The sequence below is a fragment of the Hydrogenophaga pseudoflava NBRC 102511 genome (assembly GCF_001592285.1).
Lineage (GTDB): Bacteria > Pseudomonadota > Gammaproteobacteria > Burkholderiales > Burkholderiaceae_C > Hydrogenophaga > Hydrogenophaga pseudoflava.
The window spans coordinates 335,120-358,026 of the sequence record NZ_BCWQ01000002.1; the positions used below are offsets into that span (position 1 = coordinate 335,120).

The window sequence follows — 22,907 nt, forward strand, 5'->3', positions numbered from 1 at the left end:
AAAATGTCGCCCGGCGGCGGGATGTCGCGTTGGCGTTTACAGGTTGAGCAGACGCGGCAGGTACAGCGTCAACACCGGGAACGCCACCAGAATGGCGATGCGGCAGAAGTCGGCCACGATGAAGGGCGCCAGGCCCCACCAGACCTCGCTGCCCTTGACCCAGGACACGGTGGCGCGGATAACAAACACATTCATGCCCAGCGGTGGTGTGATCAGGCCGATCTCCACCACGCACACCAGCAGAATCCCGAACCACACCGGGTCGTAGCCCATGCCGGTGACCAGCGGGAAAAACACCGGCACGGTCAGCAGGATCATCGACATGGACTCCATGAAGCAGCCCAGCACGATGTAGATGCAGCAGATGGCGACGATCACCCCCAGAGGTCCCCAGCCCAGGCCGTCGACCCAGGCCGTCAGGTCGGACGGCATCGAGGTGAAGTTGACAAAGGCGGCAAAGATCTGCGCGCCGATCAGGATGGTGAACAGCATGCCCGACGTGATGGCCGACTCCACCAGCACCTCGCGCAACACCTTCCAGCTGAGGGTTCCCCGGGCCCAGGCCACCAGGAAGCCACCGAACGCGCCGATGCCCGCCGCCTCGGTGGCCGTGAAGAACCCGCTGTACAGGCCCCCCATCACCAGCACGAACAGGAACAGCACGGACCCCACGGCCCGCAGTGCCTTGATGCGCTGCATCCAGGTGAACCGGTCTCCCGGCGGTCCCGCCAGGGGATCGCGCGCGACCGTCCAGCGCGCCGCCAGGAGGTAGAAGGCCATGGCGATCAGCCCCGGGACCACACCGGCCGCGAACAGTGCACCGATGGAGGTCTCGGTCATCAGCCCGTAGATCACCATGATCGAGGACGGCGGGATGAGAATTCCCAGCGTCCCGCCGGCGGCCACCGCGGCGGCTGCGAAGCCGTTCTTGTAGCCCAGGCGCTGCATTTCCGGCAGGGCCACCTTGGCCATGGTGGCCGCCGTGGCGATCGACGAGCCGCACACCGCGCCAAATCCGGCCGAGGCCACGATGGTCGACGCGACCAGGCCGCCGCGCCGGTGCCCCAGAAAGGCGTTCGCCGCCTGGTACAGGTCGCGCGAGAGCCCTCCCCGGGTGACGAAGTTGCCCATCAGGACGAACAGGGGCACCACCGACAGGCTGTAGCTCGCCACGTGCAGGAACTCGCCCACCACGGCGGCCTGTGCGGCGTTCCAGTTGCGCACCAGCCCGATGCCCACGAAACCGACCGCTCCGATGGAAAAGCCGATCGGCATGCGGAACAACGCCACCAGGGCGATGAAGGCCAGAAAACCCAGCAGAGAGACGGTCATGCCACAGCTCCCTCGGGTTCCTCGCGCATCGCCACAAAGTGCGACAGGCCATCCATCAGCAGCAGCACCGCCACCAGGGCCTCCAGGGGCCAGAGGCTGATGCGCAACAAGGTGGTGGTGTCGCCGTTCTGGTGCGTGTCGACGGCGTGGTGCGCCACCAGCCAGGCACAAGCCACCATCAACACCCCGCAAAACGCTTCACCCAGTGCGTGCCGCCATGACTGCAGGCGCGCGGGAACGAAGGTGTCGAACAGTTCGATGTTGATGTGACCCCGGGCCCGGGACACCAGCGGAATGGCCGCGTACACGCTGACCAGCAGCAACTGCTCGACCAGCTCGACGCCGCCCAGCAAGGGGCGGTCGAAGAGCTTTCGGCCGACCACGTCGACCACCATCAACACCACGATGGCACACAGGGACCACAGACTCAGCTGGGTCAGCGCCACGCGCCCCCAGCGCCCCACCCGCGCGATTGCCTGAAGCATGCTCACACCTCGACCGCATCCGCGCGGTAGGAAAACAACCAGTCGTAACGGTCGCTGATCGCCTGAGCCTGCCACTCCCGGTCGACAAACGCCTGGGCCGACGCCTCGGTGCGCAGCGCCTCGTTGTGGAAGCGCGAGGTGTTGTCCGCGGCGCCGCGCATCATCTGGTAGGTGCGCGGGCGGCGCAGCGCGTCATAGCGGCCGAGGCCGTCCGCGATGCCGTGCTTTTCCAGGCAGCGCGACAGCACCACCGCGTCTTCCAGCGTGTGCACCGCCCCTTGCGCCAGGAACGGCAGCGTGGGATGGCAGGCGTCCCCCAGCAAGGTCGCGCGGCCCCGGGTCCAGGTGTCCAGGAAGCGCCGTCCGCACAGGGCCCAGCGGGTCACCGAAGGTGCGTGCGCGATCATGGCGAGCACGTCCTCGTGCCAGCCGCTGAACGCTGCGGCGCACTCTTCGCGCGTGGCATCTGCCCTGTACGGCGGACCTGGCCAGGTGGCCCCCTCCAGCGTGCCGACGAAGTTCATCATCCGCCCGCCCTGGACCGGGTAGTGCACGACATGGCCTCCCGGGCCGATCCAGTTGACGGCCACGCTGCGGTTGAAGCGCTCCGGCAGCGCGTCCATGGGAATCAGGGTGCGCCAGGCCACCATGCCCGAGAACTGCACCTCGTCCACCCCGAACAGCACCTGGCGGACACGCGAATGCACGCCATCCGCGCCGATCACCGCGTCGCCATGGAAGCTCCGCCCGTCGGCCAGCGTCAGCACCACACCGTGCCCGGTGTCTTCGATGTTCTGCACCTTGGAACCCACATGGATGCACTCGGGCGAGCGGCGGCGGACCTCGTCAGCCAGCACGCGCAGCAGGTCGGGCCGGAACACCGTGAGATACGGGTAGCCGAACTTGCGAACCGATTCGCCCCCCAGGTCGAACAGCGTCCAGGTCTGGCCGGTGTTCCACAGGCGGATTTCCTTGGAGGCCGCGTTGCACGAGAGTTCTTTCAGCGTGGAAAACACGCCGAGCACGTCCAGCACCCGATTGCCGTTGGGGCTGATCTGGATGCCGGCCCCGAACTCGCGCACCTGGTCCGACTGCTCGAACACCTCGACATCAAAACCCCGCTGCAGCAGCGCGATGGCCGAAGCCATGCCGCCGATACCGCCGCCCGCGATCAGAATCTTTGCTTTGCTCATGTCAGGCCTGCGCCTCCCGGTAGAAGCCCAGCGCCCGCATCGTGGGTTCGTCGCACACCTCCAGGAAGCGTGCCGGCTGGTCCGCAACGATCTCGTGCGCGCACCAGCACGGCACGGCCATCACGTCGCCCGCGTTCCAGTGGATCTCGGTCTCGCCCATGCGCATGGTGCCGCTGCCCTTGATCACGGCCAGCACACGGCTGGCGGTGCTGCGCACCACCGAGCGGCGCGAGCCGGCTTCCATGTCGAGCAGGCTGATGTCCAGCGTCTTGATGTGCGGCTGCACGGGCAGCTTGAGCAGCTTCACACCCTGCCGGGCCTCCAGCGCCGCCAGTTGCGGCTCGGTCTTGGCCGGCGGGAAATAGAAGGCATGATCCTCGGGCTCCTCGCGGACTTCCTGGGTTTTTCCCGGCAGTTCGGAGAACAGCATGGGCTCGAGTGCGTGGACCAGGGGCACGTCCAGCACATCGATCCAGTAGGCGTTGGCGTTCCCTTCGTTGAAGTGGCTGTGGTAGCAGCCACCCGGCGTGAGCAGCACGTCCCCGGTGTGCATGGGCAGCTTCACACCGTCGACCACGGTGAAGCAGCCAGGGCCGGCGTCCAGAATCAGGCGCAGGGCATTGGGTGTGTGCTCATGGGCCCGGGCGTATTCGCCCGGCTTGATCATCTGGTAGGCCACCACCATGGTCCTGAGGGTGGAATAGTCGTTGTCGCCCACCGGGTTGAACAGCAGCAGGTTGCGCCGCTCGGCCAGTTCGGTGCCGATCCAGCGCCCGGCCTGGTCCAGCGCTGCCTTGCCCGTCTCGTAACGCCAGTGCAAGGGCCGGAATTCGGTGCGCGGCTCTTTCCAGAGCGACGGGCGCTTCTTGTGCCAGCCGGCCGTCATCCGGCTGGCGGCGAGGGCCGGGTACAGGTCGTCCAGGCCGCTGGCGTTCTCGATCTGCTGCTGCAGCGCTTCCATGTGCGGTCTCCTCACGCTGCGCGAACAAATTCGTAGGGTTTCTCGAACACCCCGTTGCGCCCCAGCGAGCCCTGCACCACCGGCAGGGACATGCGCCCCACGTTGGCCACCTCGATGGTCACCACGTCGCCCGGCAACACCCGGCCGACACCGGCCGGCGTGCCCGTGGCGATGATGTCCCCCGGATACAGCGTGGAAGCCGACGAAGCCACCGCCACCATTTCTCGGATGCCGACGATCAGGTCGCGGGTGTTGGCCTGCTGCCGGAGTTCGTCGTTGACCCACAGCTTCATGTCCATGTTCGAGGGGTCCGGCACCTCGTCGGCGGTCACGATCCAGGGACCCACCGGCGTGAAGGTGTCGTAGGACTTGCGGAACACCCGCTCCTCCTTGCCGCGAACGGTCATGTCCATCAGGCAGGCGTAACCGAAGATGCAGTCCAGCGCGTCGGCTTCGGAGACCTGCCGGCAGGTCTTGCCGATGATCAGGGCGATCTCGCACTCGTGGTGGATTTCTCGCCCGGGCAAATCAGGCAGCTCGATGCGATCAGACGCCCCGATGAGGGAGGCGTTCGACTTCAGGAAATACCCCTGCACGCTGGCCAGGCCTCGGCTGGCCATTTCCTTGGCGTGGTCGTGGTAGTTGACGGGGAAGGCCATCAGCTTGTTGGGCCAAGGCACCGGAGTCTCCAGGCGAACCGTCTCCAGCGGCACCCCGGCCTGCGCCAACAGCCGCTGCGACAGTTCGGCCCGCAGCACCGGGTAGTCGCGGATCAGGCGGTTGATGCCCACAGGCGGCCATTCCCCGACCGAGGACTGGCACAGGTCGCTGACGTCGACCACCTTGCGGCCGTCGGTGATCCCCACCAGTCCGCCGTCGTATCGCACAAACTTCATGTTGTCTCTCTCAAATAGATTGGCCACCACATCTGGTCGCGAAGCAGGAGTAGACCTGCTGGCTTTCTCGAAAAGAAGACACAAAGCGAGAAAGCCAACATCTCAGAAACAGAACGCGACGGATGCGGCGCGCCCCCGGATCAGACCGGCGCCGTGTTCGCGTCGTAGCTGTAGAGCCAGTCGTACCGGGCAAAAATGGGCTCGGAACTCCATTCGCGTTGCAGGTACTTTTCTGCCGACTCCTCCGTCGCCAGCTCCGGGCTGTGGAAGCGCTCGGTGTTGGCCGTGGCACCGCGCACCATGCGGCTGGTGCGGTCGATGCGCGCCGCCTCGTAGCGCGCCAGCGCGCCCGCCACATCCGCCGTGTCCACGCCTTCCAGGCAGCGCGACAGCACCATGCCGTCCTCGATCGAGTGCACCGCGCCTTGCGCCAGGAAGGGCAGCGTGGCGTGCGCCGCATCGCCCAGCAGGGAGATGCGGCCCTGGGTCCAGCGCGGGATCGGGTCGCGCTGCATCAGGGCCCACTTGATCAGACGCGGGCTGCGCTTGATCATGGTCTGCACATCCTCGTGCCAGCCGGCGAAGTCGTTCAGGCATTCCTCTGCGGTGCCCGGGGCCGCCCCTTCGGGCACGTCCCAGGTCTTGCCTTCGATGGTGGCCACGAAGTTCATGATCTTGGAGCGGTGCAGGGGGTAGCACACCGCGTGGCCGCCGGGGCCGATCCAGGTCGAGCCCACCGACACCTGCATGTGCTCGGGCAGTTCTTCCATGGGGATCAGGCCGCGCCAGGCCACCATGCCGGAGAACTCCGGATCACAGGGGCCCCACAAGGTGTTGCGCACCACCGAGCGCACCCCGTCGGCACCGATCAGCGCGTCGCCCGTGACACGCCGGCCGTCGCGCAGCACCAGCGTGGCCGACTGGCCGTCCTGCTCGCAACCGGCCACGCCGCAGCCCAGATGGATGGCATCGGGCTTGAGCTCGCGCACGCGGTCGGCCAGCGACTGGTGCAGGTCGGGCCGGTACACCGTCAGGTACGGGTAGCCATAGCTCTCGATCACCGCCTTGCCCAGGCTGAGCATGGGCCAGGGTTTGCCGGTGTTCCACAGGCGGAATTCCTTGCGCACCGGGTCGCACGACAGCTCCTTGAGGCGCTTGAACACGCCCAGTGCGTCCAGCACCTTGTTGCCGTTGGGGCTGATCTGGATGCCCGCCCCCACTTCCTTGAGCTCGGGTGCCTGTTCGTACACCTCGACGTCGATGCCGCGCTGCAGCAGGGCCACCGCTGCGGACAGACCACCGATGCCACCGCCTGCAATCAATACCTTCATGTCTTTTCTCCTGGGATGTGCGTTGCGAGCAAGACGCTCACTGCTTGATCTGCGCCTTGCGGATGACGTCCGCCCACATGTCGATCTCGGCGTGGAAGAACGACCGGAACTCGTCCAGGCCCATGTCGGACGAGGTGGCTCCGCGGGCCTTGAGGTACTCGCGGGTCTGGCTGGACTGCATCACCTCGCGCACCGCTTCGTTGAGCTGCTTGAGGATGTGCGGCGGCACGCCGCTGCGCGCGAAGATGCCGAACCAGGTGACGGGCTTGAAGTTGCCGAAGCCCGCTTCGGCCGACGTGGGGACGGAGGGCAGCGTGTCCTGCCGGGCGTCGCTGGTGACCAGCAGGCCCTTGAGCTTGCCCGACTGGATGTGGGGAGCCAGGTTGGCCGAATCCAGGAAAATGACCGGCGCCTCGCCCTTGAGCGCGGCCAGGATGGCCGGTGCCGCGCCGCGGTACGGCACCTGCGGCAGCTGCACCCCTGCCTGGATCGCGAACAGGTCGGTCACCAGACCGGTCGAGGTGCCCGCCCCTGCAGCGTTCCACTGGCTGCCCGGCTGCTTGAGCAGCGACACCAGTTCCTTGGCCGTGCCGGCGCTGACATCGGGATGCACCGCCAGCACGAACGGCAGCCGCATGAACTGGGCGATCGGCGCGACGTCGGTCTTGGGGTTGTAGCGGGCCTGCTCCTTGTGCAGCGTCGGGTTGATGGCCGAAGCCGGGGTGTCGGTCAGCAGGGTGTAGCCGTCGGCCGGCGCCGACAGCAGGGCGTTCATGGCGATCATGCCCATGCCCCCGGTGCGGTTCTCCACCATCACCGGCTGTCCCAGCCGCTTGCTCAGGCCGTCGGCCACCAGGCGCGTGGTGGCATCCACCATGCTGCCGGGTGCGTAGGGCGTGACGATGCGGATGGTGCGCTCGGGATAGCTGCCCTGCGCCCAGGCGCCGCCCAGCCCGCAGGCGGCCAGCAGCCCCAGGGCCAGCTTGCGCAGATGGTGACGACGTGTCGATGTGTTTGGTGTCATTGGTGTCTCCAGTGGGTTCACTTGTTGGTTCAGGGTTGCGCGCTGCGCAGCATGTCGAAGGCCCGCATCACCGGCTCGTCGCTCACGCGGATCAGGTGGGTGTCGGCCGCCACCGTGTGGCTGAACGGTTGCCAGGCGGGCACCACGAACACATCGCCGCGGCGCCAGTCCAGCTCATGCTCGCCCACCCGGCTGCGCCCCTCGCCTTCCAGCACCGTGTAGATGGCGTTGGCGGTGCTGCGGTGCGTGCGGGAGACGAACCCCTTGCCCATGCGCTGCGCGTGCACGGCCATGGTCTTGAGCGCCGGCGAGCCCAGCTCCACTTCCCGCTGGGCCACGCCGGAGGCGGTCTCGGGCGCGGCGTCCAGGCGCTGCATCGAGGTCTCCCAGCGCAGCGCCAGCTCGCACTCCTCCACATTGCGCACGTCCTTCTCCAGCTTGTCGGGGTGGCGCTCGAAGAACATCGGCTCCAGCAGGTGCACCAGGGGCACGTCGAGCACGTCGATCCAGAAGCACTCGTCCGGCCCCAGGCTCTCGTGCGAGTGCCAGTTCCAGCTGGGCGTGAGCAGCACGTCACCCGGGCGCATCTCGACGCGGGTGCCGTTGACCGTGGTGTAGCTGCCGCGCCCTTCCAGGATGACCCGCAGCGCGTTGGGCGTGTGGCGGTGCGAATCGGCGCACTCCCCCGGCTTGATCGACTGGTAGGCCGCCACCATGGTGCGCACCGTGGCGTACAGGTTGCCCTCGACCGGGTTGGTCATGGTCAGGTTGCGCCGGTCCGCCATGCGGTGGTCCACCAGGTGGCCCGCCTCATCGAGGATCGGCCGCACATCGGCGTAGTGCCAGACGTGCGGCAGGAAGTTCTTGCGTGGTTCGGGCCACAGGGCGGGTGACTTGCGGTGCCAGCCACCCTCCATGTTCCTGGCGTAGATCGACGCGTGCAGTGCATCCAGGTCAGACATGGCCGCTCACCTCTGCTTGATGATGTCGGGCGTGTAGGGCTTGTCGAACACGGGCGTGGCGCCCTCGGTGCCCTGCACCACCTTCACGTTCATCTCGCCCAGTCCGTCGATCGTGATGCGCACCACGTCGCCGGCGCGGATCTGCCCCACCCCGGCCGGGGTGCCGGTGGCGATGATGTCGCCGGGGTAGAGCGTCATCACGGCCGAGGCCATCTCCACCATGCCGGGAATGTCCAGCACCAGGTCGCGCGTGTTGGCGTGCTGGCGCAGCTCGCCGTTGACCCACAGCTTCATCTCGAGCTGGGTCGGATCGGCCACCTCGTCGGCCGTCACGATCCAGGGGCCCACCGGACAGAAGGTGTCGTAGGCCTTGCGGAACACGCGCTCCTCGCGGCCGCGCACCACCATGTCCATCAGGCAGGCGTAGCCGAACACGTGCTCGCGCCAGTCTTCGCGGCGGATGCCACGGCCGCCCTTGCCGATCACGATGCCCAGCTCGGCTTCGTGGTGCACTTCGCGGCTGGGCACATTGGGCAGTACCACCGGCTCGCCGGCACCCGACAGGGACGAGTTGGGCTTGAGGAAGAAACCCTGGTGGTCGGCACGGTAGCCGGCCTGCATCTCGCGCCCGTGGTCGTGGTAGTTCACGGGGTAGGCAATGACCTTGTTGGGCCAGGGAATCGGCGTGCGCAGTGTCACGTCGCGCACCGCCACGCGGGGCAGCCCCGGCAGCGCGGCTTCGATGCGCGGACGCCAGGCGTCGAATTCCGCCACCAGGCGGGTGGGACCCACCGGGGGCCATTCGGCGGTGTCGACGCCCAGCAGGTCGGTGATGTCCACCAGGTGCTCGTCGTCGACCACCACGGCGATGCGGTTGTCGTTGAAACGGGTGATTTTCATGGTCAGTCCAGTCGTTCAGGGCGAAGGGAAAATGCGGCGCTCAGGACTTCAGCCCGAAGACGAAGCGCGCGTTCTCGGAGAAGATCTTTTGCTTGTCGTCGGCGCTGAGCCATTCGAAGCTCTCGATCACCGGACGGATGTCGTCGCGCTGGCGGCCCGTCGCCGGATCGATGGTGGAACCCACCCCGGGGCACTCGGAACCGAACAGGCAGCGGTCGGCGCCCACCGTTTTGATGAGCAGGCGCAGCGCCTCTTCGCTGTACAGCACGGTGTCGTAGTAGATGTTGCGCATGCCGTCCAGGAAGTTGGTGCCGCGGCGGCCGGCGCTCGACTGGAAGCGGCCGATCTGGTAGGGGATGGCGCCGCCGCCGTGCGAGCAGACCACCTTGAGCGTCGGGAAGTCCTTGAACACGTCCGACTGCACCAGGTTGTAGACCGCCACGGTTTCTTCGTTGATGAAGTTCAGCGTGTAGGGCGAACGCTCCGAGTGGGAGCCGGTGGAGTGGATGTGCATGGGCACGTCCAGCTCGCACAGCTTTTCGTACAGGGGGTACCAGTAGCGATCGCCCATCGACGGCGGCTCGACGCCGCTGTTCTCGTAAGGATCGGGGTTGACCAGCGCGCCCCGGAAGCCCATCTTCACGCAGCGCTCCAGTTCCGGCAGCACGTTCTCCACCGGCTCGCCGGCCGCCTGCGGGAGCCCCGCCACCGGCACGAAGCGGTTGGGGATGAGCTGCGCCGTGCGCGCGATGATGTTGTTGGTCTCTTCGATGAACCAGTGCACCAGCTTGGCCGGCTTGGCGCTGTGCATCATCTGGAAGGGCCGAGGCGAGAGCATCTGCAGGTCGATGCCGAACGCGTCCATCATGTCGAGGTGGCCCTTGGGCGCCATTTCCTTTTTGTTGGCGCTGGCCAGGATCTCTTCGTCGGTGATCTCGGGCATGCGCCGGCCGTGCGCACCCCGGTGCGACAGCAGGTTGGCTTTGTAGACCCAGAGCGTGGGCGGCGGGCTGACGTGACCGTGGCAATCAATGATCATGGTGTTCAGTCGGAGTGAGGGTTGAAAAAAAAGCGGAGGGGCGGCATCAGTCCCAGGCGGTGAACGCCAGGCCGATGCCGGTGCCGACGGCGGTGCGGTAGACCGGGATGTATTCCTCGTACCGGCACTGCAGGTGGCTGGTGGCGCCGGCCATGGCGATCCAGTTGCGGATCTCGGACGAGCCCGAGCACAGGGATTCCTGGGTCACCTGGGTCAGCGTCTGCACGTCGTGCGTGCGGATCGCCTGGAGCAGCTTGCGGTCGAAGGCCTCTTCGCACAGGAAGTGGCTCAGGCCACCCGAGGCGATCACCGCCACCTTGGCGTCGATGGGCGAGGCCGCCAGCGCGTGCGCGATGTGCGAGCCGAACTCGAAGCAGCGCGCCGCCGTGGGGTTGTTGGGCGGGAAGTAGGTGTTGATGAGCACCGGCAGCATGGGCACGCGCAGGCGCTTCATCAGACGCTGGTAGATGAAACCGTAGGCATGGCCGAAGGCGCGCTGCCCGGGGTTGGGCACGGCGTTGGCGGTGGCCACATCCACGCCCAGACGGATCAGGCCGCGGATCAGGTCGTCCGCCAGCTGCGGCGCACCGGGGAAGCGCCGCGGCATGTCCATGCCGTACCCGGCCCAGAACGCCTTGTCGGCCCAGCTCAGGCGCGGGTGCGGCAGCGGCATTTCCTTCATCACCACCTCGGGGCCGCGGTAGACGGAGATGGCGGGCATGTTGTCGAAGCCGAACAGTTCGTCCTGGTCGTCGCCGATCACCAGCACCACGTCCGGCTGGGCATCGAAGAGGCGCGCCTCCAGCACGTCCAGCGCGGACTCGGCCTGGCGGGCCAGGTCGGGGAAGCGCGCGGCGTCGCTCTGCTCGCGGAACGGTTCACCGCGCTCGGCCAGCAACTGGTCGTACGAGCACTTGCGGCCGTCCAGGGTGTAGAGGGCGGTCTGGCGCCGGTCGTCCTGCGCACGTTGCTCCCAGCGGTCGCCGTCAAGGACGAGGATCGGGCTGTGCGAGGTGCCGATGCCCAGCGTGATGCGTGCCATGTGTCAGTCTCCTTGGCGTTGGGGGGTCGAGCCAGGGCTCAGAAGTTGTAGAGCTCGAGCGTGCGTTCGCCCGCGGCGATGCGCTTGAGCACATCGGCCTCCTTGGCCTCGCGCTGCTCGGCCGCCTGCACCACCCCGGCCGCGCGCTCGCGCCCGATGACGACCACGCCATCGCGGTCGCCCAGCACCAGGTCGCCGGCGTGCACGGTGATGTCGCCCAGCAGCACCGGGTGGTTGACCCAGCCGCGCGCCAGGTGGTCCTTGCCGGTGCCGCGGATGCACAGCCCGGTCGCAAAGACCGGGAAGCCGATGCGCTCGAGCAGGTCGATGTCGCGCACGCCGCCGGCGATCACGAGGCCGCCCAGTCCGCGCACCTGTGCGGCGGTGGACATGATTTCGCCCCAGTAGCCGTAGTCGTGCACCTCGTTGGCGTAGACCACCAGCACATCACCGGGCTTGGCCACGTACAGGGCGCGGTGGATCCAGAGGTTGTCACCGCCGGGCGAATGGACCGTCACGGCCGGGCCGCACAGCTTCATGGACGGGTGCATCGGCTTGATGGCGGGCGGCAGGGCCCCCACGCGACCACCGGCCTCGTGCACGGTGGCGCTGGGCAGGGCCCGGGCGCGCGCGATCAGGCCCGGGTCGACCCGGTCGATCACGTGGCGGATGGTCGGGAACTGCAGGGCCGGATCGTTCGCCGAGGACTCGCTCATGCGCCCTCCCGCGTCTGCAGCTGGTGGTAGCCCATGGCCTTGCGCGCCTCGCGCAGCGGGGTGCCGGCGCGCACCGCCTGGCGGATGGCTTCCTCGGCGTTGTGGATCGCCTCGGCCGTGTCCAGCACGTGGTCTTCGTGCTCCTTCGGGATCACGACCACGCCGTCGGCGTCGCCGCGCACGATGTCGCCGGGGGCCACGCGGGCACCGCCGATGTTCACCGGCACCTGGGTCGCCTCGACCTGCACGCGGTCCTTGCCGGTGCGCATGTAGTTGTCGCGGCTGAAGACCGGGTACCCCAGCTCCAGGCACAGCGACACGTCGCGGTTGACGCCGTCGATCACCGTGCCGGCGATGCGGCGGTTGTGCGCCACCTCGGTCAGGATGTCGCCCCAGACGGTGGCGTTGTCCACGCCGCCGTTGTCCAGCACGATGACCGAGCCTTCGGGCACGTCATCGATGTAGTCACCCACGGTGCCCGAGGGCTTGCCGGCGGGGCCGTACAGCAGCGTCCAGGCGCGGCCGGCCATGCGGAATTCGGTCGAACGCGGCTTGATGCGGTGGCACTGTCCGTTGATGCCGCATTTGTCCAGCGCGTCGCTGAGGGTGGCGGTGTCCAGGCGCGCAGCGCGCGCCACATTCTTGTCAGTCATGGCATTCCCCTTAGGCGGCCTCGGGCCGCAACATGAATTCGTAGTCCCGGCCCATCACCTCGGTGACCGGGCGCCCTGCCAGCAGGTCCTTGGCCATGCCCGCCTCGCGGCCGGCGATGCGCTCGGCAGCGGCGATCACCTCGGCCGCGCAGGCCGCCGGGATGAACACCACACCGCTGCCGTCGGCGATCACCAGATCACCGGGGTGCACGGTGACGCCACCGATGCACACCGGGCCGTTGACCTCGGCTTCTTCGACGCGTCCGCGCGCGGTGCGCGCGGTCAGGCTGCGGCAGTAGATGGGCAACTCGTAGGCGCGCGCTTCGTCGATGTCGCGCACCGGGCCGTCGGCCACCACGCCGGCGATGCCCTTGACCTTGGCGCCCAGCGACAGGATGCCGCCCCAGCTGCCCGCGTCGATGCCGGTGCGCTGCTCGACCACGATCACCTCGCCCGCGGCGGCGAGCTCGATGGCGGTGGTGCCCAGGTGGCGCACCGGACCGTCGGATTTGGGCGCCTGGCCCGCGGGCACGAGGCGGTAGGTGACCACGCGGCCGACCAGCTTGTGGGTGGTGGACTGCTGGGCCAGTCCGGTGGCGACCTGCTGGTCGATGCCCAGCCGGTCCAGCGCGTCGGACACCGCGCAGGCGTCCAAGTGGCGCAGGCGCGGCACAAGTTCTTGGTTCATCGTTGAAGACTCCTTGAAGCGAAGCGGGGGTTCAGTGGCGGGTGCGCGGATCGAGCGCGTCGCGCAGGGCGTCGCCCAGCAGGCTGAACGAGAAGACGGTGAGGCTGATGGCCAGGCCGGGGAACAGGATCACCCAGGGCGCGGAGGTCAGGGTCTCCACGCTCACACCCGAGAGCATCAGTCCCCAGGCGGGCGTGGGTTCGCTCACGCCGACGCCCAGGAAGGACAGCGAGGCCTCCAGCAGGATGGTCTGGGCGGTGAAAGCGCTGACCATCACCAGCCAGGGCGAGACCAGGTTGGGCAGCATGTGGCGCACGATGATGCGCAGGTGCGAGAAGCCCAGCGCGCGGGCGGCGTCGATGTAGGGCGAGACCCGCACCCCCATGGCGGCGGTGCGCATCACGCGGGCCATCACCGGGATGTAGGGCAGGATGATCGCCAGCATCAGGTTGAGGTCCACGCCGGCCACCATGTTCTTGCCCAGCACGGCCACCACCACCAGCGCGGCCACGATCAGGGGAATCGACAGCAGCACGTCGTTGGCCCGCTGCAGCAGCGCGTCGATGCGGCCACCGAAGTAGGCCGAAGCCGTGCCGACGGCGGCGCCGATCAGCGACCCGATCAGGGCGGTGGAGATGCCCAGCAGCAGGGCCGGACGGGTGCCGTGCAGGATGCGCGAGAACACATCGCGACCGTAGTTGTCGGTGCCGAACCAGTGCTCGGCGCTGGGCGGTTGCAGCACCGCGTCAAAGCGCGCATCGAGCGGGCTGAACGGCGCCAGCTGCGGGGCAAAGGAGCCCGCAACCAGCATCACCGCGATGAGCACCAGGGCGATGACGCCCAGGGGCTGGGTCCTGGCAAAACGTGCGAAGGCCTTGAAAGTGGGTGAGCCAGACATGGGTGTGTGGACCAGTTCGGTGGACGGAAGGACGGAGACGTTCGACATCAGTGGATGCGGATGCGGGGGTCGAGGGCGGCCTGCAGCAGGTCCACCAGGAAGCCCACGCAGACGTAGATCAGCGCGAACAGCATCACCAGGCCCTGGATGAGCGCCAGGTCGCTGAAGCTGATGGCCTGCATCAGCAGCCGGCCGATGCCGTTGATGTTGAACACCTGCTCGGTGACCACCAGGCCACCCAGCAGCCCGGCGAACTCGATGCCGATGACGGTGATCGTGGGCAGCATGGCGTTGGCCAGCGCGTGGCGCAGCACCACGCGGGCCGGGCTCACGCCCTTGGCGTGGGCGGTGCGCACATAGTCCTGGGACAGCACTTCGATCAGCGAGGAGCGCAGCAGGCGCGCGTTGACCGAGGACAGGCGCCAGCCCACCACCACGGCCGGCACCAGGATCTGGGCCAGGTGCTCCCAGGGCCGCTCGCCGAAGGGCACGGTCTCGATGGGCGGGATCCAGCCCACCGTGGCCAGCAGCGCCAGCAGCACCAGCATGGCCAGCCAGAAGCTGGGCACCGACTGTCCGGTGACCGTGCACACCCGCACGCACTGGTCCAGCCAGGTGCCGCGGCTCAGTGCCCCGACCACCCCCAGGGGAATGGCCAGCACCAGGCCGATCACCAGCGCGGAGATGGCCAGCTTGATCGTCACGGAGAAGCGGCTGCCAATCTCGTCGGTCACGGGGTTCTCGCTCCAGATGGAGACGCCCAGGTCCATGCGGGTGAGCCCGGTGATCCAGCGCACGTACTGCGTGGCCAGCGGCTGGTCGAAACCGAAGCGCGCCTTCTGCGCCTGCAGCTGTTCGGCGGTGATGACACCGCCTTCGCTCGTGTACTTGAACTCGACCGGGTCCCCCGGCAGCACGCGCAGCAGGAAAAAGATCAGCGTGGCGACCGCCCAAAGCGTGAACACCAGTTGCAGGGCGCGACGAAACAGGAACTTCAACATGTCGGGTACCTCACGCCAGCTTCAGACAGGCGACCAGCCGGCCGGGGGCCACGGACCGCAATTCGGGAACGGTGCGGGCGCACTCGTCGGTGGCCATCGAGCAGCGCGTTCTGAACGCACAGCCCGACGGCGGCGACAGGGGGCTCGGCGGCTCGCCCCGGATCGCCTGCGCCTGGACGCTGCCCATGCCGATCTGCTCGGTACTCGGCACAGCGGCCATGAGCACCTGGGCGTAGGGGTGCAGCGGTTGCGCGTAGAAGCTGTCGCGGTCGGCCACCTCGACGATGCGGCCGAGGTACATCACCACCACCTTGGTGGCGATCTGGCGCACCACGGCCAGGTCGTGGCCGATGAACAGGTAGGCCAGGTTCATGCGCTCCTGCAGGTCGGCCAGCAGGTTGACGACCTGGGCCTGCACCGACACGTCCAGGGCCGAGACGGCCTCGTCGCAGACGATGAACTCGGGCCGCATGGCCAGGGCACGGGCGATCGCCACGCGCTGGCGCTGACCACCCGAGAGCTGGTGCGGAAAACGCTCGGCGTGCTCCGCCCGCAGACCGACTTCCTGCAACAGCCGAACGGCCTCGGCCCGGGCCTCTGCGCGGCTGGCCACGATGCCGTGCACCAGCATGGGCTCGGTCAGGATGCTGCCGATGCGCTGGCGCGGGTTGAGCGAGGAATACGGGTCCTGGAACACCACCTGGGTGTGCCGGCGGAACGCGCGCAGGGCGCGGTCGCCGCGGTGGGTGATGTCTTCACCGCGGAAACGCACCTGCCCGCCCGAGGGCTCGTCCAGGCGCAGCAGCAGCCGGCCCAGGGTCGACTTGCCACACCCCGACTCGCCCACCACGCCGATGGTCTCGCCGGGCCGGATGGACAGGCTCACGTCGCGCAGCGCCTGGACCTGGCGCTGCGCACCGAACAGACCCTTCTTGAGGGCGAAGGTCTTCTGCAGGCCGGACACCTCGACCAGCACGTCGCCGTCGCGCACGGCCGGTGCCACCGCGGGCAATTCGGCCAGACCCGTGGTCCAGCGGATGCGGCCGGCGGCCATGTCTTCGGCGCGCACGCAGGCGGACATGGTGCCCACGTCGGTCAGCCGGGCGGCCGAGGCCTGCGCGCAGGCGGGCTGTGCGTGCATGCAGCGCGGCGCGAACGGGCAGCCCGGGGGCAGATCGGTGGGGCTGGGCGGCGTGCCCTCGATGCCCGCCAGGCGGCGGCCCAGCGGGCCCTCCAGGGTGGGCACCGATGCCAGCAGGCCGGCGGTGTAGAGGTGGCGCGGGCTCTGGAACAGCGGGCGGCAGGCGCCCTGCTCCATCACGCGGCCGCCGTACATCACCAGCACCCGGTCGGCGTAGCGCGCCACCACGCCCAGGTTGTGGGTGATGATCACCAGCGCGATCTGCAGGCGGTGGCACAGGTCCTGCATCAGGTCGAGGATCTGTGCCTGGATGGTGACGTCCAGCGCCGTGGTCGGCTCGTCGGCGATCAGCACCTTGGGATGGCACGACAGGCCGATGGCTATCATCACGCGCTGGCGCATGCCGCCCGAGAACTGGTGCGGGTACTGGTCGATGCGGGTGGAGGCATCGGGAATGCCCACCAGGCCCAGCAGCTCCAGGGCCCGCTCGCGCGCGGCGGCCGGCGTCAGGCCCAGGTGGATGCGCAGCGGCTCGGTGAGCTGCTCGCCCACAGTCATCACCGGGTTGAGCGCCATCATCGGGTCCTGGAAGATCATCCCGATGCCCTTGCCCCGCAGGGCCCGCATGTCGGCGCGGCTCAGACCCAGCAGGTCGACACCGTCGAAGGCCATGCGGTCGGCCGTCACCTTCGCGTTGTCGGCGAGCAGCCGCATGATGGCCAGCGAGCTGACCGACTTGCCGGAACCCGACTCACCGACGATGGCCAGGATCTCGCCCGGATAGACGTCGTAGCTCAGTCCGCGCACGGCCTGGACATCGCCCCCCTCCGTCGTGAAGCGCACGTTCATGTTGCGCACCGACAGCACAGGCGTGTCCGATGCGGCGGGCGGCTCGCCCGCGCTGACCGCGGAGCGGTCTTCGGCAAGTTCGTTCAGCATGGCAGGCACCGGGGTGTTCACTTCTTCGCGCCGCCTTCGAACCACACGTCTGCGAGGTCGATCTTGACGTAGTTGGAGCCGTAGTCACCCTCCAGGCCACGCAGCTGGGCGTCCATCACGCGCTTGCGGCTCTGCCAGAACAGCGGCATCACGTAGCTCTGCTCCATCAGGTAGGCCTCCAGGTCGCGCACCCGCTGCTTGCGGCTCTGCGGGTTGAAGTCCTGCAACTGGGCCTGGTAGAGCTCCACCACCTTCGGGTCGCCGAAGCGGGCCAGGTTGGCGCGGTTGGTGCTGAAGGGTTCGAAGTAGGCCAGCTGGACGGAGGGGTCGTCCGAGTACTCGGCCGGGCTGTCGAAGATCAGGTCGTAGTCACCCGAGATGCGGCGCGCCGCGACCTGGGGGGTGTCCAGCGCCTGGTGGTCCACCGTCACGCCGATCCTGGACAGCTGATCGGCCACATAGACACCGAAGTAGGTGAACGCGCGGTTGTTCACCACGGTGAGCTTGAGGTTGCTCTGACCGGCCGCGGCCAGCAGGCGCTTGGCTTCCTTGCGCGCGGCTTCGATGTCACGACCGAAGCCGGGCAGCCTGGCCAGCTCGGCATCGTCACGGGCAAAGGTGGAACCGGGACGCAGCAGGCCACCGACGCGGAACATGGGCGTGATCTGCTCCATGGCCTTGGAGGCGCCCCAGCGGTCCAGCGCCAGGTTGAGGGCGCGGCGCACGCGGGGGTCCTTCAGACCGTCGCGCTGGTTGTTGATGGCGAACCAGGGCAGGAAGGTCGTGGCAGCGCCACCCCCGCGGACCACCACCTTGTCGCCACGGGCGCCGGTCACCCGGGCCACCTCGGGCGGCGTCAGGCCCTGCATGGTGAAGTGCACCTGACCGGCCAGCAAGGCGTTGGTGGCGGCGACCGGCGAGACGTTGAGCAGGCGGATGCCATCCAGATGGGGCTTGCCCGCCAGGAAGTAGTCGTTGAAGCGCTCACCGATCCATTCCGAACCCGGCGTGTGGCGGACGAAGCGGAACGGACCCGTGCCCATGACCCGCTTGGTGGGGTAGCTCGGATCGCTGGCCATCAGCTTGGCCGAGTACACGCAGGCATACGGCATGGCCAGCAACTGCAGCGCCGCCGCGTTCTTGCGCTTGAACGTGAACACGACGGTGTTGTCGTCGGGCGTCTCGATGTTGGTGATGTCGGCCAGCATGCCCTGGCGCAGCGACACCACGCCCGGCGGCGGGTTGCGCAGACGGTCGAAGCTGGCCTTGACGTCGGCGCTGGTCAGCGCGCTGCCGTCATGGAACTTCACGTTGGGATGCAGGGTGAAGCGGTAGCTCAGGTTGTCCGGCGACACCGTCCAGCTCCTGGCCAGGTCGCCGGTGACCTGGGGGAAGTTGTCGGCGTTGATCTTCAGCAGCGTGGAGTAATGCGGCGCCACGCGCCACATCACCGCCGGCGAGTTGGTGCCGTGGCAGTCGTAAGTCGAGGGCTCGCCGACGTGCACGGGCATGACCAGGGTGCCACCCTTGACGGGGCTGGCAGCGGGGGCCTGTGCATGGACACTGGCGCCGAGCGAACAGGCGAGCAGCGCGAACACTTGGGGGCGGAACACGGTGGGTTTCATCTTGTCTCCTGTTGTCTTGGGGGGTTCGTGGGGGACAGGCGTCAGAGCATCGAGCGCCAGTCCTGCTCCTTCTCGACCACCATCGACTTCGGTGCGGTCTGCTCGTAGTCGATGGACGAATGAACGGCGAACTGCGGGGTCTCGCCCTTCATGAACTGGCGCACGGCATTGGTCAGGCAGCGGCGCACCGCCAGCACCGCACCGTCACCGGCGCCCAGGTACTCCTGGGTGCGGTCGACGATGGGACCCATGCTCATGATCACGGCGAAGTCCTCGGTCCCCAGCATCTGGGTGAAGCCGGTGAAGTGGCCGTTCTTCATGGCCTCGCGGTCCTGGCCCCAGTTGTCATCGGGGCTGCCCGGTGGCAGGGGCGGCCACGAGTCCGCGTCCTCGTAGTGGTGGGTCTTGTTCGGGATCAGCTTCTCGCTGTCCCGGTAGGTCATCTGCCAGTAGTAGATGTTCTCGTCGTCGATGGGCACCGAGAAGAAGATGCTGCCGCCCTTGACGTCGGTGCTGTTGGGCGAAACGATGCCGAACCAGGGCATGACGAAGCTGTTGGTGCGCACATAGGAACGCTCGTCCTTGAGCGCGCGCACCGCGGCGTAACGGAAGCCATAGGGCTTCTGCACCAGGTGGTAGACCGGCGCCATGTTGGCCGACGACAGCTCGATGTCGCCGAAGCCCACCAGCCAGCTCTGGTGCAGCACGCCCAGGTGGGCCGAGTCCATGGTGGTCTCCACCGCCTGCAGCCAGTTGGCGTTGACCTTCTGGCGGAAGACCACGAAGTTCTCGCGCGGCAGCCCGACAAAGGGCAGCGCCGGGAATTCGGGCACCTCGTCGCCCTGGCCCAGCCAGACCCAGACAATGCCGCCCTCCTCGCGCACCGGGTAGTGCTTGAGCGGCACGTGCTTGCAGTACTCCACCTCGTTGTTGGGCTGGGTCGGCACGGCCACGGTCACGCCGTCGACCCGGAACTTCCAGCCGTGGTAAATGCAGCGCAGGCTGTTGTCCTCGTTGCGGCCGATGGCCAGCGAAGCGCCGCGGTGCGGGCAGGCTTCGTCGAAGAAACCCACGCGCCCGTCGGTGGAACGGAAGGCCACGTACTGGTGGCCGAACAGCTTGACGCGCAGGGGTTTGCCGTCCGCCTCCAGCTTGTCCGACAGGGCGGCGGGCACCCACCAGTGCTGGCGGATCATCCGGCCCATGGGCGCGTCGCCGCACACGCGTGTCAACAACTCGTTTTCTTCCTTTGAAAGCACGTGGGTCTCCTTTCGCGCGGGCTCGGCCTGCGCATCAATGACGGTCGGGGGTGGGTGGAATTGGCCTCAGGCGGCGCGCTCGTCGGGGCGCTGTCGGCGGCCTTCGAAGAACTCGGAAATCCGGCGTGCGGAATCGACGCCGGCAGAGCGGGTCATGGCGGTGACCATGGTCTCGGCGAACAGGCCTTCGCCCATGGGCATTTCGGCGATGCGGCCGATGCCATTGATGATGGCGTAGTTGGTGGCCGGGGCGTTCTTGACGATGGACTGCGCCAGTTCACGGGCCTTGTCCAGCCCCGCACCGGGCGCCACGAGGTGGTGCGCCACCCCGAGGCGCAGCGCCTCCTGCGCATCGAACGAATGGCCGGTGAGCATCATCTCGATGACGCGGCTGCTGCCCAGCAACCGGGGGATGCGCACCGAGCCGCCACCACCCAGAAAAATGCCGCGCTGCCCTTCAGGCAGCTGGAAGAAGGCCGAACCCTCACACACCCGCACATGGGTGGCCGCAGCCAGTTCGAAACCGCCACCGATCACGCCCCCCTTGAGCACGCTGACCACCGGCAGCTCGCCGAACTGCATCAGGTCGAACACGCGGTGCCACTGCCGCGAGCGGCGCATGCCCACCAGCACGTCGGGGCTGCGCTTGCTCATGAGCTCGAACAGGTCCAGGCCGGCGCAGAAGTGCTCGCCCTCTCCGTGCAGGATCACCGCGCGCGCACCCTCCAGACCCCGCAGGAAGCACGCTTCCAGCGCGTCCATGAGGTCGTCGTTGATGGCGTTGCGCTTGGTCGGTCGGTTGAGCTTGACCAGCGCGACGTCGTCTTCGCGCTCGATCTGCAGCAGGCTGTCTTCCATAGATCCTTCTTTCTTCGGAGTGGGTGTGTCTGGGTGGGTGGGTTTGCGGCCAGGTGTCAGCCGGCGATGACGATCACGTCGTCCGCTGGCGTGGCGTCGTAGAGGCGCTCGACCGCATCGGCCCGGCGCGCCAGCACGGCGCGCTGGTTGACATAGCCCTTGTCGGTGATTTCGCCGGCGTCCATGGAGGGCGGCTGCGCCAGCAGCAGCACACGGGCCACCTTCATGCTGCTGCCCGTGTGGCGGGCGTTGTGGGCCCGCAGGGCGTCCCGCAGTGCGCCGCGCAGCGCTTCGTGTCCGATGGCGGCCTGCGCGTCGGCGATGCCGAACCGCTCGCGGAGAGCGACCGGGTTCGGCCACGCCAGCAAGGCGACGTATTCCCGGTCCGCACCCGCCACCACCACGTCGTTGAGCAGCGGGGCGGCCGCGTTGATGGCCTCGACCCGCAGCGAACCCACGCGCACGAAGATGCCCGACTGCAGCTTGAACTCTTCGGCCACCCGGCCCGCGAAGGCCAGACCCTCGTCGGGCTGGGCGCGATCCACAAAAGTCACCGCGTCGCCCATGCAGTAGTAGCCCTCGTCGTCGAACACCGAACTTGTCAGTTCGGGCTGGTCGAGGTAACCCGGCATCACCGAAGGGCCCTTGACGCGCACCTCGAAGCGGTCGTCCTCCAGCGGCACCAGCTTGATGGTCACGCCGGGCTGCGGCAGTCCCACCAGGCCGGCCCTCTCGCCCGGCCAGTGCACCACGGTGGTGGCGGCGCAGGTTTCGGTCGATCCGTAGCCGGCCACGAACGGGATGCGGCGGCCCAGGTGCTGCACGGCCAGGGCCTGCACCCGCGAATAGATGGCATCGGGCAGCTTGGCCCCCGACGATGTGAGGCGGCGCAGCTGGCGGAAGAAGCTGCGCGCCATGTCGGCATCGCGCTCCAGGGCATCCACCAGCATGGTGTAGCCGGCCGGCACGCTGCTGAAGCGGGTCGGCGAGATTTCGCGCAGGTTGCGCAGCGTGCGCTCGAAGTCGCCCGGCACCGGACGGCCGTCGTCCAGATACAGGGTGCCGCCCTCTTCCAGCACGCTGTTGAAGATGGCCGTGCCGCCCGCCACGTGGCTCCAGGGCAGCCACTCCAGCAGCACGGCCTCGGGCATGTCGGGCGTGCGCCGGACGGTGTGGGCGTGCATGGCCATGGTGGCGCACAACATGCCCTGGGTGATGGGCACCGCCTTGGGCACGCCGGTGGAGCCGGAAGTGAAAAGGTACTTGGCCACGGTGTCCGGCGTGATCGCGTCCACGGACGCCTGCACCGCAGCACCGACAGGGGTGGCGATCAGTTCCGACCAGGGCGTCGATGCCAGACCTTCCATCGGCTCGCTCACGTGCACCACCCGGACATCGGGCGTGAGCACGGCGCGCAGCGCCTTCTGGTAGCGCGCCGCCTCCTGCACCAGCACCACGGCCGGGCGGATGAGGGCCACCATGGCCCGCAGTTTCTCGTGGTCGTTGCTGAGCAGGGAGTACGCCGGCGTCACCGGCACATAAGGCATGCGTGCCTGCATGGCCGCCAGTTCGAACACCGCGTGCTCCAGCGAGTTGCCGCTGAGCACCATGACGTTGCGACCGGGCACGCCCAGGTCCAGCAGCCACTGGGTGACCGCATCCACCTGCGCGCCGGCTTGACCATATGTCAGGCCCAGCCAGCCGGCATGCCCCTCCCGGCGCTGCAGCAGCCAGTGGCGGTCGGGCCGGGACTGGGCATGGCGCCGCAGCACCGCGGGCAGGTGCGCCTCCACCGTTCCCAGCGGAACACGGCTGCGCATCAGCAGCGAGCCATCGGCCCGCTCTTCCGTGGCCACATCGCGCTCCAGAAATGGCAGGTCAAGGAAAGGGGTGCAGTGCACGGGGTCCTGGTGGGCATTCATGTTGAAACAGGGGCGATTCGTCAAACAATAAGGTAACCTTAC

Annotated in this window: 21 protein-coding genes; all 21 read right to left on the reverse strand. The window is 68.0% G+C overall.

Going from position 1 to position 22,907, the window contains the following annotated elements; genetic code table 11:
* Nucleotides 1-36: 36 nt before the first annotated feature.
* Nucleotides 37-1,332, reverse strand: coding sequence for a TRAP transporter large permease (locus HPS01S_RS04470; protein WP_066151646.1), 1,296 nt, complete (start codon nt 1,330-1,332; stop codon nt 37-39).
* Complete coding sequence (locus tag HPS01S_RS04475; RefSeq protein ID WP_066151648.1) at nt 1,329-1,817, reverse strand: TRAP transporter small permease; 489 nt, start codon at nt 1,815-1,817, stop codon at nt 1,329-1,331. The genes HPS01S_RS04470 and HPS01S_RS04475 overlap by 4 nt, the downstream gene beginning before the upstream one ends.
* Nucleotides 1,818-1,819: 2 nt before the next feature.
* Nucleotides 1,820-3,010, reverse strand: coding sequence for an FAD-dependent monooxygenase (locus HPS01S_RS04480; RefSeq protein ID WP_066151649.1), 1,191 nt, complete (start codon nt 3,008-3,010; stop codon nt 1,820-1,822).
* A gap of 1 nt (nt 3,011) precedes the next feature.
* Entirely contained in the window at nt 3,012-3,971 is a 960-nt protein-coding gene (locus HPS01S_RS04485) for a cupin domain-containing protein (protein WP_066151651.1), read from the reverse strand.
* An 11-nt stretch (nt 3,972-3,982) separates the two neighbouring features.
* Nucleotides 3,983-4,867, reverse strand: a complete 885-nt coding sequence (locus HPS01S_RS04490) for a fumarylacetoacetate hydrolase family protein (protein WP_066151653.1) — start codon at nt 4,865-4,867, stop codon at nt 3,983-3,985.
* 140 nt (nt 4,868-5,007) lie between these two features.
* Nucleotides 5,008-6,198 (reverse strand): FAD-dependent monooxygenase, encoded by a 1,191-nt coding sequence (locus HPS01S_RS04495; RefSeq protein ID WP_066151655.1) that lies wholly within the window; start codon nt 6,196-6,198, stop codon nt 5,008-5,010.
* A 37-nt stretch (nt 6,199-6,235) separates the two neighbouring features.
* Nucleotides 6,236-7,222, reverse strand: coding sequence for a Bug family tripartite tricarboxylate transporter substrate binding protein (locus HPS01S_RS04500; RefSeq protein ID WP_066151658.1), 987 nt, complete (start codon nt 7,220-7,222; stop codon nt 6,236-6,238).
* Between the two features lie 29 nt (nt 7,223-7,251).
* Entirely contained in the window at nt 7,252-8,184 is a 933-nt protein-coding gene (locus HPS01S_RS04505) for a cupin domain-containing protein (protein ID WP_066151659.1), read from the reverse strand.
* 6 nt (nt 8,185-8,190) lie between these two features.
* Entirely contained in the window at nt 8,191-9,084 is an 894-nt protein-coding gene (locus tag HPS01S_RS04510; protein ID WP_066151661.1) for a fumarylacetoacetate hydrolase family protein, read from the reverse strand.
* Between the two features lie 40 nt (nt 9,085-9,124).
* Complete coding sequence (locus HPS01S_RS04515) at nt 9,125-10,123, reverse strand: amidohydrolase family protein (protein WP_066151663.1); 999 nt, start codon at nt 10,121-10,123, stop codon at nt 9,125-9,127.
* Nucleotides 10,124-10,169: 46 nt separating this feature from the next.
* The gene (locus tag HPS01S_RS04520) at nt 10,170-11,165 is read right to left on the reverse strand and encodes a DODA-type extradiol aromatic ring-opening family dioxygenase (RefSeq protein ID WP_066151665.1); all 996 of its coding nucleotides are present in this window, start codon (nt 11,163-11,165) and stop codon (nt 10,170-10,172) included.
* Between the two features lie 38 nt (nt 11,166-11,203).
* The gene (locus tag HPS01S_RS04525; protein ID WP_066151666.1) at nt 11,204-11,881 is read right to left on the reverse strand and encodes a 4-carboxy-4-hydroxy-2-oxoadipate aldolase/oxaloacetate decarboxylase; all 678 of its coding nucleotides are present in this window, start codon (nt 11,879-11,881) and stop codon (nt 11,204-11,206) included.
* A complete protein-coding gene (locus HPS01S_RS04530) occupies nt 11,878-12,534 on the reverse strand; it encodes an RraA family protein (RefSeq protein ID WP_066151667.1) in 657 nt (218 codons plus the stop codon). Before HPS01S_RS04530 ends, HPS01S_RS04525 begins: the two co-directional genes overlap by 4 nt.
* Before the next feature lie 10 nt (nt 12,535-12,544).
* Nucleotides 12,545-13,222 (reverse strand): RraA family protein, encoded by a 678-nt coding sequence (locus tag HPS01S_RS04535; RefSeq protein WP_066151669.1) that lies wholly within the window; start codon nt 13,220-13,222, stop codon nt 12,545-12,547.
* 31 nt (nt 13,223-13,253) lie between these two features.
* Nucleotides 13,254-14,168 carry an ABC transporter permease gene (locus HPS01S_RS04540; RefSeq protein ID WP_206610675.1) on the reverse strand — a complete coding sequence of 305 codons (915 nt, stop codon included), beginning with the start codon at nt 14,166-14,168 and terminating at the stop codon, nt 13,254-13,256.
* Nucleotides 14,168-15,121 (reverse strand): ABC transporter permease, encoded by a 954-nt coding sequence (locus HPS01S_RS04545; protein ID WP_066151671.1) that lies wholly within the window; start codon nt 15,119-15,121, stop codon nt 14,168-14,170. The genes HPS01S_RS04540 and HPS01S_RS04545 overlap by 1 nt, the downstream gene beginning before the upstream one ends.
* A gap of 10 nt (nt 15,122-15,131) precedes the next feature.
* Nucleotides 15,132-17,201 (reverse strand): ABC transporter ATP-binding protein, encoded by a 2,070-nt coding sequence (locus tag HPS01S_RS04550; protein ID WP_066151824.1) that lies wholly within the window; start codon nt 17,199-17,201, stop codon nt 15,132-15,134.
* A 17-nt stretch (nt 17,202-17,218) separates the two neighbouring features.
* On the reverse strand, nt 17,219-18,826 hold the full coding sequence (locus HPS01S_RS04555) for an ABC transporter substrate-binding protein (protein WP_084397036.1): 1,608 nt from the start codon (nt 18,824-18,826) through the stop codon (nt 17,219-17,221).
* A gap of 41 nt (nt 18,827-18,867) precedes the next feature.
* On the reverse strand, nt 18,868-20,085 hold the full coding sequence (locus HPS01S_RS04560; RefSeq protein ID WP_255284148.1) for a Rieske 2Fe-2S domain-containing protein: 1,218 nt from the start codon (nt 20,083-20,085) through the stop codon (nt 18,868-18,870).
* 66 nt (nt 20,086-20,151) lie between these two features.
* Nucleotides 20,152-20,943 carry a crotonase/enoyl-CoA hydratase family protein gene (locus HPS01S_RS04565; protein WP_066151673.1) on the reverse strand — a complete coding sequence of 264 codons (792 nt, stop codon included), beginning with the start codon at nt 20,941-20,943 and terminating at the stop codon, nt 20,152-20,154.
* A 56-nt stretch (nt 20,944-20,999) separates the two neighbouring features.
* A complete protein-coding gene (locus HPS01S_RS04570; protein ID WP_066151674.1) occupies nt 21,000-22,865 on the reverse strand; it encodes an AMP-binding protein in 1,866 nt (621 codons plus the stop codon).
* Between the last annotated feature and the right edge of the window lie 42 nt (nt 22,866-22,907).